Source organism: Facklamia miroungae (assembly GCF_012396555.1).
In the GTDB taxonomy this organism is placed as follows: Bacteria; Bacillota; Bacilli; order Lactobacillales; family Aerococcaceae; genus Facklamia; species Facklamia miroungae.
Genome location: NZ_JAAXPS010000002.1, coordinates 228961 through 241163 on the forward strand (window position 1 = coordinate 228961; position 12203 = coordinate 241163).

Annotated in this window: 13 protein-coding genes; 10 read left to right on the plus strand and 3 right to left on the minus strand. The window is 35.5% G+C overall.

Going from position 1 to position 12203, the window contains the following annotated elements:
- Positions 1-26: 26 nt before the first annotated feature.
- Entirely contained in the window at positions 27-860 is an 834-nt protein-coding gene (locus HF969_RS03150) for an undecaprenyl-diphosphate phosphatase (RefSeq protein ID WP_090289318.1), read from the minus strand.
- A 130-nt stretch (positions 861-990) separates the two neighbouring features.
- Between HF969_RS03150 and HF969_RS03155 the strand changes: the two genes are divergently transcribed.
- Positions 991-1476: a PTS sugar transporter subunit IIA gene (locus HF969_RS03155; protein ID WP_090289319.1), complete on the plus strand. Its 486-nt coding sequence runs from the start codon at positions 991-993 to the stop codon at positions 1474-1476.
- A gap of 118 nt (positions 1477-1594) precedes the next feature.
- Here the strand turns inward: HF969_RS03155 and HF969_RS03160 are convergent, their stop codons facing one another.
- Positions 1595-2635 carry a lactonase family protein gene (locus HF969_RS03160; protein WP_090289320.1) on the minus strand — a complete coding sequence of 347 codons (1041 nt, stop codon included), beginning with the start codon at positions 2633-2635 and terminating at the stop codon, positions 1595-1597.
- A gap of 124 nt (positions 2636-2759) precedes the next feature.
- On the opposite strand from HF969_RS03160, the gene HF969_RS03165 reads away from it, so the two are divergent.
- From HF969_RS03165 to HF969_RS03180, 4 genes are all read left to right on the plus strand, one after another.
- Complete coding sequence (locus HF969_RS03165; RefSeq protein ID WP_090289321.1) at positions 2760-4022, plus strand: AI-2E family transporter; 1263 nt, start codon at positions 2760-2762, stop codon at positions 4020-4022.
- A gap of 134 nt (positions 4023-4156) precedes the next feature.
- Entirely contained in the window at positions 4157-4843 is a 687-nt protein-coding gene (locus HF969_RS03170; protein WP_090289322.1) for a DUF554 domain-containing protein, read from the plus strand.
- A 30-nt stretch (positions 4844-4873) separates the two neighbouring features.
- Positions 4874-5488 (plus strand): NADPH-dependent FMN reductase, encoded by a 615-nt coding sequence (locus tag HF969_RS03175; RefSeq protein WP_090289323.1) that lies wholly within the window; start codon positions 4874-4876, stop codon positions 5486-5488.
- A gap of 15 nt (positions 5489-5503) precedes the next feature.
- Complete coding sequence (locus HF969_RS03180) at positions 5504-6079, plus strand: NADPH-dependent FMN reductase (RefSeq protein ID WP_090289324.1); 576 nt, start codon at positions 5504-5506, stop codon at positions 6077-6079.
- Between the two features lie 127 nt (positions 6080-6206).
- Here the strand turns inward: HF969_RS03180 and rnhC are convergent, their stop codons facing one another.
- Complete coding sequence (gene rnhC / locus HF969_RS03185) at positions 6207-7145, minus strand: ribonuclease HIII (protein ID WP_090289325.1); 939 nt, start codon at positions 7143-7145, stop codon at positions 6207-6209.
- Positions 7146-7282: 137 nt separating this feature from the next.
- Here rnhC and zapA point away from each other — a divergent pair, with 137 nt between their 5' ends.
- The 5 genes from zapA to ald all read left to right on the plus strand — a co-directional run bounded on the left by zapA (position 7283) and on the right by ald (position 12182).
- Positions 7283-7525, plus strand: a complete 243-nt coding sequence (gene zapA, locus HF969_RS03190; RefSeq protein WP_090289326.1) for a cell division protein ZapA — start codon at positions 7283-7285, stop codon at positions 7523-7525.
- An 81-nt stretch (positions 7526-7606) separates the two neighbouring features.
- Positions 7607-8146 carry a CvpA family protein gene (locus HF969_RS03195; protein ID WP_090289327.1) on the plus strand — a complete coding sequence of 180 codons (540 nt, stop codon included), beginning with the start codon at positions 7607-7609 and terminating at the stop codon, positions 8144-8146.
- 32 nt (positions 8147-8178) lie between these two features.
- A complete protein-coding gene (locus HF969_RS03200; RefSeq protein ID WP_090289328.1) occupies positions 8179-10536 on the plus strand; it encodes an endonuclease MutS2 in 2358 nt (785 codons plus the stop codon).
- Between the two features lie 94 nt (positions 10537-10630).
- A complete protein-coding gene (gene trxA / locus HF969_RS03205; RefSeq protein WP_090289329.1) occupies positions 10631-10942 on the plus strand; it encodes a thioredoxin in 312 nt (103 codons plus the stop codon).
- Between the two features lie 133 nt (positions 10943-11075).
- Positions 11076-12182, plus strand: a complete 1107-nt coding sequence (gene ald, locus HF969_RS03210; protein ID WP_090289330.1) for an alanine dehydrogenase — start codon at positions 11076-11078, stop codon at positions 12180-12182.
- The last annotated feature ends 21 nt before the right edge of the window (positions 12183-12203 follow it).

A 12203-nucleotide genomic window follows, 5' to 3' on the forward strand; every position in this document is an offset into this window, starting at 1 on the left:
TGAGTAAGTTAAGGTCTCCTTTATAATTACTTAAATAAATAATATAGGATAACAATAGCACCCAAAATAATGCGGTAGTAGCCGAATGGTTTAAAGTCATTCGTTTTAATGAATTTTAAAAGTGATCGAATAACAACTAAAGAAACAATAAAGGCAACAAACATTCCCACTAAAAGGTAGACGAGTTCAGCGGTTGTAAATATGAAACCAAAGTCTTTTAACTTAACTAATGAAGCGCCTAACATCACAGGCATGGACATGAAAAAGGAAAACTCTGTTGCAACTGTTCGCTCCATGCCTAGCATGAGTCCCCCTAGAATGGTTGAGCCAGAACGTGAAGTGCCTGGTATAAGAGATAAAGCTTGAAAGAGTCCTGTTTTGAATGCAGTTGGGAAAGAAATTTTCTTAAGGGTATTGACTTGTTTAGCATGTCGGGCAGGTGTTCTGTTTTCGATCCATAAGAAAGCAAATCCATAGATAATTAAAGCAGCAGCAACTACATAGGGGGTATTAAAGTACTCTTCCATATAATCATTAATTATTAAACCTAAAATTCCTGCTGGTAAGGTAGCAAAAACAACTTTAAACCAGAGGAACCAAATATCTTTTTGTTCTTGTTTAGATTTATTAAAGTCCAAAGGATTTAGTTTATTAAAGTAAAGAACTACAACGGCTATGATCGAACCAAATTGGACAACTGTTCGAAACATTTCGATAAAATTTGGATCTAAGTTTAAATGAATAAATTCTTCCACTAATATTAGGTGTCCTGTTGAAGAAATGGGTAACCATTCTGTAATTCCTTGAACTATACTCAGAAAAATAATTTTTAATAACTCAATTAATTCTAATTCTTGCAATTTTTTCACCTCATGATCGTTTTCTTGCTTATTATAACTAAGAAATGAATGATTGTCACTAAGGGCATAGCTGTATCAATAGGAGTATGTTCTTAAATATGGTAAAATAAATAAAAAGAGGAGGGATATCATGTTTGGCTTATTTAAGAAAAAACCAAAGAAAATTAGCTTGCACGCGGTCTGTGATGGCGATTTAATTCCTTTGGAACAAGTCAATGATCAAGTTTTTTCTAAGAAAATGATGGGGGATGGTTTCGCCATTAAACCTCATCAATCGACAATTTATTCGCCTGTTGAAGGAAAAGTTATGAATATTTTTCCAACTCAGCATGCAATTGGCATTCAAGCAAAGGACTTAGAAATACTATTACATATGGGGTTAGATACGGTTGAATTAGAAGGGCGACCTTTTAATACTCTAGTTACCGAAGGAGAAAGTCTATCACCGTCCACTGCTTTATCAGAAGTTGATTATAAAATCCTAGAAGAGGCGGATAAAGATAATGTCATGTTAGTTATTTTTGTGAATGGTTCAGAAGTGATTGAAGATTTTAACTTAACTGCTTCCGGTTCAGTAACAAAAGGACAAGAAATAGGATCTATCACTTTGAGGTAATTATACTTAATGAAAAAATGATTAGCCGCTTTAAATGGCTAATCATTTTCACTTTTTTAAAATGAGACATTTAATTTAAAATTAAAGAAGAAAGTCAAAGAATAAGATCAAAAATCTATTAACTAGGGTCATTGATAATGCAAACACATTCAGGAGCATAAGTCTCCTTGCTAATCAGTGTTAATTTTCCCGTCTCGAGATTTCTTCTAAATAAAGCAAGATTATCAGAATCTTGGTGGGCAACCATAAGATAGTTTTCATTTTGGGAAAAACAGAAATCGCGGGGAACCTTTCCGGCGGAAGAAACACTTTCTATGAGGGAAAGTTGTCCAGTTTTCTTATTCACAGCAAAAAGACTGATTTGATCTTGATAGCGAGTAGATACGTAGATAAAGCGGCCATCTTTTGAGCATTTAATTGCAGCCCCCGTTGCATCCTTGTTAGAATCGCCTTCAATGTTTGGATAGTTTTCAATTATTCTCAAGTGTCCCTCTTGATTGAGTTTACATAAAGTCGTAGTATTATTCAACTCGCCAATAATATAAACATATGGCAAATCGGGATGGATAGCGAGGTGTCTTGGACCAGTTCCACGAGGAAGGCTAAGAGTCTGTTGAAGGTGATGAATGGTCCCACTTTCAGTTAATGCATAGATGAGGACATTATCACTACCTAAATCGCAAACATAAAGATGTTTATCCTGTCCCAATGTTGATGAAAAATGAATGCGCGATTGAGTTTGGTTGGGATGAATCGAAGATCCTTCGTGTGCAATCGTTTCGATATGCTCTAATTGATCTTTTGTATTGAGATGGTAGATTTCTAAGGTGCCTTCATGATAATTTGAAAGATAGAGCGTTCTTGTTTGATCTAAATAAAAAAGATGGCAACCAGCAGTTTTTGTATGTAGAAATTGATCCTTTTTTTCCCATTGTCCAAAAGTATCTTTTTTGAATACTGAAACTCCTGAAAGGGGACTTTCTTTCTCGATTGAAAATAAATAACGATGATCGACTGAAAGTGCAAGATAAGTAGGGTTTTGAAGCGAACTGAAAACTTGTCTTTCAAGAAATTTCTCTTGCTGAGGATTATATTCAATCAGTGCAAGACCTTGGTTCTTTCGACGGGTATAACCACCTAAAAGGTATTTTTCTTTCATGAAATCGGCTCCTTTCCTATTCTAATATATTATAACATAGGTTAAAAAATTATTATTTGAAAGGATCTTTTTAGTTTAAAATATGATAAGATAGAGACGTTATTTTAGGAATAGGAGGGTAATCATGCGTAAATTAGATCAATTCATATTTAAGTCTGAATTTTTAAATGATCGTAATGTTATCCGGTTATTAAAATTTATTTTAATTGTTTTAGCAATTTTTGCCTTTACTCAAATTGCTTATTTGTTTCAACCTATTATTGATTTTATGAATTTTTTCGCTTTTCCTTTTATTGGAACTGGCATAATGTATTATTTATTTTCGCCTTTAGTCGTTAAACTTTCTAGACGTGGTGTAAATCGACATTTATCAATCTGGCTAATTTTTATTGGTCTTTCACTTTTAATTACATGGGGAATCGCAACCCTTGTTCCAATTGTTCAAAGTCAGACCCGATCCTTTATTAATGATTTGCCAAAATATGTCGCGGGAATAGAAGACATTTTTAATAAATTGCCTTTACTACCTGATTTTAATGAAGTTTTCCCTAACTTAGCTAACCAAGAAGGTAGCATTGATCTCAATGGTTTAATCCAACAAATTCAACCTCTTGTTACTTCAACCTTTGGAGGATTAGGAAGTGTCATCGGAACGGTATCAACTGTTGTGACAGGCTTAGTTACAATCCCAGTTCTTTTATATTATTTACTCTTAGAGGGTTACAAACTATTTCCTAAGTTACTCTATTATATCCCGACCCGTTACCGTGAAACGACTAAAACAATGATCTACCAATCACATTATCAAATTGGTCAATATATTCGTGGACAAATCATTGTAGCAATTATAGTTGGTATGATTTTTGCCGCTGGATTTTCAATTATTGGTTTAGATTACGCGATTACTTTAGGTGTCTTGGCAACATTTTTAAACGTAATACCATATATAGGATCAGTGATTGCAGCGATTCCCGCCTTAATTATCGGACTTATCGCTTCACCTTTTATGTTTATTAAAGTTCTTATAGTCTTAGGGATTGAAGCTTTGGTAGAAGGGCGATTAATTCAACCTCAAATTCTCAGTTCAAATTTAAAAATCCATCCTATTACCATCTTAATTGTTTTATTAGGAGCAGGTCGGTTGTTTGGAGTCACTGGAGTTATATTGGGTGTTCCGGCTTTTGCTGTCATCAAAGTGATTGTGACGGAGCTTTATCGCATTTATCGCAAACATTCTGATTTATATGCAGATGATACTAATCAAAGTGACCACTACTTTTCAAAAGAACAATTAATCGATATGAGTCTTATTGATGATGGGCAAGATGGTTTAGCTGCTGAAGATCAAGTGGATAAATTACTTAACTCCAACCAATTATTAAAATAGCATGAGATCTTAATTTTCTATGGAAAATGTGACTATTTATCCCTATAATAATTATGGAAAGAATGTCAATTTATGCTAAATATACAAGAGTATCCACTGGATGCTCTTAATTTTTATGTGAAGGATTTGTTAAAATGGGAGTAATTATTAATGGTATTGTAATTGTTATTTGTAGCCTTATAGGAATGGGACTTAAAGCAGGAATTCCTGTGAAGATCCATGAACGTTTAATGCATGGTATTGCTTTATGTGTTCTTGCCATTGGAATTGACGGAACGCTCGCAGGCGACAATACAATCGTTATGATTCTATCAGTTGTTGTGGGTGCAATTATCGGAGAATCGATTGATATTGACCATAAAGTAACGAATGGGATTTCTTGGATAGAGAAAAAGGTATCAAAGCCCGGCTCTGATAGCCAATTAGGTCAAGGCTTTATTTCAGCGGCAATGATCTTTTGTATTGGTTCAATGTCAATTCTTGGTTCGTTAGAAAGTGGATTAACAGGTAATAATACGACACTTTACACGAAGTCAATTCTCGATGGCATTACGGCTATCCTTCTAAGTTCTTCTTTGGGAGCTGGAGTGTTACTTTCAGCTGTACCTGTGGTAATCATTCAAGGGATACTCGTTATTCTGGCAGGTTTTTTAGCTCCAATTCTGTCAGTGGCCGTGGTTAATGAAATTATTGCAGTGGGTTCATTATTGCTAATTGGGCTAGCGTTAAACATTTTAAATATCACTGAGTTAAAAATTATGAACTATACACCTGCTATCTTTTTACCACCTATCTTTTTAAGCATGATGTCTCTTTTCTAATAAAATCAATCTGCCTAAGGAGGGTTCACTATCAAAAAAATTATTGGAATAGTGGGAAACAATTCGAAAAATTCAACTAACCGGAAACTATTACAATTTATCCAAAAACATTTTCAAACAAAGGCAGATATTGAATTGTTAGAGGTGCGTGATTTTCCTCTTTTTAATAAGTCAACTGAATGTAAGTTGCCTCCAAAAATAGTCGAAATGGCTGCAAAAATTGATGCAGCAGATGGAGTGATAATTGCTACTGCCGAATATGACCATTCAGTCCCTGCTGCTTTAACCAATGCTTTATCGTGGCTTTCATTCAATACCTTTCCTTTGGTAGATAAGCCAGTAATGATTGTAGGAGCATCTTACGGTGTTCTGGGAACTTCTAGAGCTCAACAACATTTACGCACGATTTTAAATGCACCAGTTATTCGAGCGATGGTAATGCCGGGTAGTGAGTTTCTAATGGGAAACTCTTTAAAAGCTTTTGATCAGGAAGGAAATTTGATTTTCACGGATAAAGTTCATCAATTAGAGGGCTATTTTGATGATTTTCTGAGGTTTATTGAAATTTCCGAGCTTCTTAAAGAACGGCATCAAGACAATGTAAAAGAAGCTCAAAAATTCTATCACCAACAGTTTGATTCTTAGGATAGGAGGATGCTTGTGAAATTAGTAGGAATCGTAGGATCCAATGCAGCTTTTTCATATAATCGTTTATTATTGCAATTTATTAAGCGTCATTTTGCTAAAAATTTTCATTTAGAAATATTAGAGATAGACCAAGTACCCATGTTTGATGCTAGTTTTGATCAAACAGATCATCCAGCTATTCAATTATTAAATAAAGAAATCCTAGAAGCAGATGGTGTGATCATTGCAACCCCTGAGCATATCCATACGATCCCTCCAGCTTTAAAAGCTACAGTTGAATGGTTATCTTTTAAAATTACACCTTTCATTCACAAACCTGTCTATGCTATTGGCGCTTCACACCTAGAACAAGGGACCTCACGGGCTCAAATTCATATGGATCAGATTTTAGAGTCCCCTCGGGTTGATGCCTATGTTTTCCCAGGTAATGAATTTTTATTAGGAAGAGCTAAAGAAAAATTTGATTCAGAGGGAAATATTACTGATCCTAAAACGATTGCACATCTCGAAAAATGCATGGCTAAATTTATACGTTACGTCAATTTGATCAATCATCTTGAAAATATCCCAGAGACGACTATTGAATAGTTAAGATAAAATCTTACCAAAATAAAAAGTGCCGGTAATTATGATATGACTTCCATAAATTAGAGTTATAAAACTCACTTTTGGAAGTCGCATCATCAACCTGGCACTTTTTATTTTGAGTGTTTATTTAGTTTTTAAATTGTTTACTTAGCTTCTGAGCTTTTTGAGTATTAGCAAAATGGAGTTTAGCCGTTTTATAAAGACTGTCCATTCCATAGCGGTCAATTAATTTGGCAGCATATACATCGACATTTTTTCCAGCTCCTGAAGGCAAGGGACCCCCATAGGGTTTTCCTAAGGAATATAGGCTTTTAACGAAAGCGTTTCTAGCAATGATTGATGCGCAGGCTACTGAAAGATGAATTGATTCTGCTTTTTTTGCAAAATAGACATTTTCTTTATAGACTTCTTTTTCATTGGTTAAATGCTGATAATAATTTTTTTCGGGTGTAAATTGATCGATTAAGATACCATCAAGCTGTTTTAGTTGGTCGGAAGATAGCTTATCGTGTAATTTTTGAATAGTGAAGTTATGGAGTCTGGCTTTCAGTCCATTGGCATTATATTTCTGAATGAGTTGATTATATTTTGTTGGGTTAACTATGGTTAAATGGTAGGTAACAGTATGCATGAGATCTTCTGCAATTTGCTGAATTTGCTGAGCGGATAAACTTTTAGAATCTTTTGCGCCTAACTCTTTTACTAAGGCTGCTTGTTCAAAAGGAATATAAACTGCGCATACGGTGAGAGGTCCAAAATATGAACCATTACCCACTTCGTCTGAACCGATTAGGTTTTTGGTGTGAATATTTTTGGGCAGACTACTTAATTCGAATGAAGAAGAGGAATGTTCTTGTCCAGATAGGGGCTTTTGCCAAAAGAGAGCTTCTTCTTCTGCTGCCTTGCCTTGGAAAAGAACCTTTCCGGACTGATAGGCAGTGACTGTTACGTAAGGTAATTTCGCCCTAAATAAACTATAGGGTACGGGATCAATCAATACATTCTGGTATTTTTCCTTCATCTTGTTGAGATCTATTGGATTTAATTTAAGTGTTACACTATTCATCAATTGTTCCCTCACTTTAATTCTTTAAGTCTATCATTTACAGTTTACCATGTTCGCTATTATTCGTATAGGAAAGGTGCATGATAGGGGGACTTCTGGTAAAATAGTGAGAGAATCAAGCTTAAAGAGGAGAAAATATGGAAAATAGACATCGTTATAAGGCAATTATTGAGGGAAGAGTATATACCATTGTGGGGCATCGGTCCAGAGAACATATGGATGTAGTAGTGCAACTTTTAACCCAGCAATTGGAACAACTTAAAGAACTTGATCCTGATTTAACAAAAGAGGATCGAGCTATTTTAATGGCAATTAATGCTATTTCAGATCAAATTACTAAAGAACAACGGATAGTAGCTTTAGAAAAACAAATGGGTTAAGTGATCCATTAAGCTTTAAGATAACTATATCCAAAAATATATTTATTATAAACTAATGATTATCATTAGAGGGGGTAACACATGTTAAGTATAATTGTGATTCTAATTTTAGCCTTTGCCTTTTATTCAGGTTATCGCTCCGGAATGATTATGCAGATTGTAAGATTGCTGGGCTATATTATTACATACGTTATTGCGACGCAGTATTTTGATGCCTTAAGTAAGTGGGTGGAGATGATCATTCCTTTCCCAGCTGTTCAACCGGATAGCCAATTGGCTATGTATACTGAAGCTCAATCTTTCTTATTGGATCAGACCTTTTATAAACTCATCACTTTTTTGATTATTTGGTTAATCGGATGGGTACTGACAAATGTTTTGTCAGTATTATTTACTCGCGTTTCTTACTATACAGTTTTAAATATTGGTAATCGAATCATTGGTGGAATTTTGAACTTTTGCGTGGTATATTTTATCCTATTCATGATTTTATACTTACTTTCTTTAATACCTTTGGAGTTTATTCAGCAACAATTTGTCAATAACCCCTTAATCTTTCGGATGGTTGATTCAACACCCATTTTAACTGATTTTGTAGGGAAGTTTGGGTTAGGCTCATAAAAAATTTTAATAAATAGAGGGAGGAATCTTGGATGACTAATACGAAAACTTTAGAAAAATTAGAATATTTTAAAATTATTCAACAAGTCTCCCACTTTGCAAATACAGAAATGGCTAAAGCCATGATTCTCAAAATGAAACCATCTTTTGACTTAGACACCATTCAAAAATGGCAAGATGAAGTCGAAGAAAGTTTAGCCATTCTTGAGCAAGGTAAGACGATACCTATTCCGCGCTTAGCTGAACTGAGTATGGCTTTTAGGCGCTTAGAAATCTCAGCAGCTTTAAATGCTAAAGAATTGGGTCAAATTGGTCGTTTATTAACGACTACTAAGCAAGTCACACAATTTTTCGAAGACTTAAAAGCTGAGGAGAAAGACTATCCTGCACTAAATTATTGGGTAGACCAGTGTGTAAGTCTTCCTCAAATTGTTAAGGAAATTCAACTGACGGTCAGTGATGAAGGATCCATTTTAAATTCGGCGTCTAGTCATTTAGCAGCCATTAGAAAAAATCAAAGTCAAACAGAAAGTCAAATCCGTAATCAGCTTAATCAACTGCTTAAAACCAAAGGGAATCAATTAAGTGACCGCTTAATAACAATTCGTAATGATCGTTATGTCTTACCTGTTAAGGCAGAGTATAAAGGACAATTTGGTGGTACCATTCATGACCAATCGGCAACGGGTCAAACGGTCTTTATTGAACCAAAGGCAGTTGTAGATTTAAACAATCGATTGGCTCAACTGGCACTTGATGAACGAGCTGAAATTGAGAGAATTCTTTTAGAAATTTCTCTCATGATAGCTCCTTATGTAGAAGAGATTAAACACAATCAGTCGATGATTGCGCAGTTAGACTCAATTCAGTCCAAAGCGGAATATGCGAAATCAATCAATGCGACTAAGCCAGCTTTTTCCCTCGAAAATCAAGTGGCCTTGTGGCAAGCTAGACATCCTTTAATTGATCCTGAAATAATTGTGGCAAATGATATTTTAATAGGAGAACATTATCATGTTCTATTGATTACAGGTCCTAATACTGGTGGAAAGACAATTATTTTAAAAACAATTGGTTTAATTCAATTAATGGGGCAATCAGGTTTACATGTGCCATGTGATCCAGGCTCTCAATTGGGAGTCTTTCAATCAATTTATGCTGATATAGGTGATGAACAATCGATTGAACAATCTTTATCCACTTTTTCGAGTCATATGACCAATATAGTCAATATTATTGAAGAAGCAGATTATCAATCACTCGTTTTATTCGATGAACTCGGCTCGGGAACGGATCCTCAAGAAGGAGCGGCTTTGGCTATTTCGATTTTGGATTACTTACGAAAAGTGGGGGCAACCGTATTAGCTACGACACATTATCCAGAGCTGAAAGTTTATGCTCACGAGAGTGCCAAAACAATTAATGCTTCCATGGAATTTGATGTCCAAACCCTATCACCAACTTATCGCTTGATGATTGGCGTGCCTGGTCGATCGAATGCATTAGAAATATCCAAAAGATTAGGACTTAGACAAGATATTATCGAAGGCGCTCAAAAGGGGATCTCACAAGATAGTCAATCACTGAATGAAATGGTTGCAAAACTAGAGCGTGAAAGAAGAGAAAGCGAGCTTAGGAATAATGAAGCGCAGATCTTTTTAGAAAAAGCAGAATTATTATGGCAAGATTTAAGAACAGAATATGATCGCTATTTAGAACAAAAACAAGCTTTAATGGAAAAAGCAAAGCGTCAAGCCAATGACAAAGTCGAGCAAGCTCAAAAACAAGCAGAAGGTTTGCTGCAAGAAATTCGTGACTTACAATTAGTACAAGGACAAAACAAAACGATTAAAGAACATGTCTTAATCGATAAGAAAAAGGCTTTCGACCAATTAAAGCAACCAGAGAACTTACGTAAGAACAAAGTCTTAAAACGAGTAAAAAAAGCAAAAGATTTGCAAGCGGGTGATGATGTTGAAGTTCTTTCTTATGGACAAAGAGGAACTATCCTTGAACAAGTAGCTAAAAATGAATACATAGTTCAAATGGGAATTATTAAAATGAAAATTCCGCTTGAAGAATTAAGACCACTTGGTAAAGTAGAGCCCAAGCAAAAGGTTAATATTCAAAGAAAAGCAGGCTCTAAAGTGAAGACCAGTTTAGATATCCGAGGGTTGAGGTATGAAGAAGCAATGGGTAAACTAAAACAGTACTTAGACCAAGCTCTTTTGTCTAATCATTCTTTGGTAACGATCATTCACGGTAAGGGAACAGGTGCTTTACGGCAAGGTGTGAAAGATCAGTTAAGTGGCCATCCTCATGTGGATCATTTTGAATATTCGCCTCCAAATGCGGGTGGAGATGGGTCAACACGCGTATATTTTGATTAATTTATTAGCAAGACGATAAGCATATTATTAGTAAGAGATATTTTTTATGTGCTAAGATAACGATACAAAAGTGATTAGTGAAAGGAGCTTTAAGATGGTTAAGGCAATTACAGATACAGAATTTAAAACAGAAACAGCACAAGGCGTAAGTATTATTGATTTTTGGGCACCATGGTGTGGACCTTGTCGCATGCAATCACCAATTATTGATGAATTATCTCAAGAAATGGAAGGTCAAATTGACTTTTTCAAGATGAATGTTGATGAAGAGACTAAGATAGCAGGAGAATTTGGCATTATGTCAATCCCTACTATGATCATTAAAAAAGATGGACAAGTAGTTGAGAAATTAGTTGGCTTTCATGATAAAGAACGTTTAAGTGAAATATTAAAAAAATATATTTAAGCAGAATCATTTTATACGCCCGCCTATCCTTAAGGATAAGCGGGCATTTAATTTTTAAGATATGTCATTATAATTTTCTTGTGATAAAAATCGCATGTGGTATAATTAAAAAAACCAAAGGAGGGATTTGTAAATGATTATTGGAATACCCAAAGAGCTGAAGGCTAATGAAGATCGTGTGGGTCTCACACCGAATAATGTTAAAGAACTGATTACGGCCGGTCATGAAGTAATGGTTGAGGAAAAGGCTGGTCTTGGATCTGGTTTTACGGATCAAGAATATGTTGAAGCAGGTGCGAGGATTGTAACCTCTGCAAAAGAGACTTGGGAAGCCGAAATGGTTATAAAAGTTAAGGAGCCCGTAAAGGAAGAATATCAATACTTTTACGAGGGACTGATCTTGTTTACTTATTTACATTTAGCTCCAGAATTAGAATTGACTCAGGCCTTATTAGATAAGGGTGTAATAGGTGTGGCTTATGAAACGGTTGCAGATAAGGGAACACTTCCTTTATTAACACCAATGTCTGAAGTAGCAGGTCGTATGGCCGTCCAAATTGGTGCACGTTTATTAGAAAAAAATCAGGGAGGCCCAGGCATTTTATTTGGAGGGGTTCCAGGCGTTCGTCGAGCAAACGTTACTGTCATTGGTGGAGGAGTTGTAGGTTTTAATACTGCGAAGTTGGCTTATGGCCTAGGTGCCAACGTGACGATCCTAGATATTAATCCACAACGTTTAGCAGAGATTGAAAATATTCTAGGGAATGGTGTTCAAACACTAATGTCCAATGAAGCGAATATCCATAAAGCAGTTGTTGATTCGGATGTAGTAGTAGGTTCAGTCTTGTTGGCAGGACGTCGTGCACCAGTCCTAGTTAAAGAAGAAACCATTCAGCAAATGCGTTCTGGATCCGTTTTGATAGATATTGCGGTGGATCAAGGTGGGAATTTTGAAACAACCCGACCAACTACACATAAAGATCCTATTTTTCTTAAACACGATGTTATTCACTATGCCGTTGCAAATATTCCAGGTGCTGTTCCAAGAACTTCAACCATTGCGTTAACCAATGCGACTTTGCAATATGCTAAAGAAATTGCCAACGCAGGTATCGAAGGTGCTGCTAAGCAAAACGACGCCATTTTGTCTGGTATTAATACTTATTTCGGAAATCTTACTTCGATTGCGGTTGCAGAATCTCAAGATCGAGCATTTGTTGATATTCAAACCGTATTTTAAATCTAAATTCAAAGCAATGGA

Excerpts from the sequence above, each read along its gene's own strand:
- HF969_RS03165 (WP_090289321.1), top strand. The coding sequence starts at position 2,760 with ATGCGTAAATTAGATCAATTCATATTTAAGTCTGAATTTTTAAATGAT.
- trxA (WP_090289329.1), top strand. The coding sequence starts at position 10,631 with ATGGTTAAGGCAATTACAGATACAGAATTTAAAACAGAAACAGCACAA.
- ald (WP_090289330.1), top strand. The coding sequence starts at position 11,076 with ATGATTATTGGAATACCCAAAGAGCTGAAGGCTAATGAAGATCGTGTG.
- HF969_RS03155 (WP_090289319.1), top strand. The coding sequence starts at position 991 with ATGTTTGGCTTATTTAAGAAAAAACCAAAGAAAATTAGCTTGCACGCG.
- rnhC (WP_090289325.1), bottom strand. The coding sequence starts at position 7,145 with ATGAATAGTGTAACACTTAAATTAAATCCAATAGATCTCAACAAGATG.
- zapA (WP_090289326.1), top strand. The coding sequence starts at position 7,283 with ATGGAAAATAGACATCGTTATAAGGCAATTATTGAGGGAAGAGTATAT.
- HF969_RS03200 (WP_090289328.1), top strand. The coding sequence starts at position 8,179 with ATGACTAATACGAAAACTTTAGAAAAATTAGAATATTTTAAAATTATT.
- HF969_RS03160 (WP_090289320.1), bottom strand. The coding sequence starts at position 2,635 with ATGAAAGAAAAATACCTTTTAGGTGGTTATACCCGTCGAAAGAACCAA.
- HF969_RS03195 (WP_090289327.1), top strand. The coding sequence starts at position 7,607 with ATGTTAAGTATAATTGTGATTCTAATTTTAGCCTTTGCCTTTTATTCA.
- HF969_RS03170 (WP_090289322.1), top strand. The coding sequence starts at position 4,157 with ATGGGAGTAATTATTAATGGTATTGTAATTGTTATTTGTAGCCTTATA.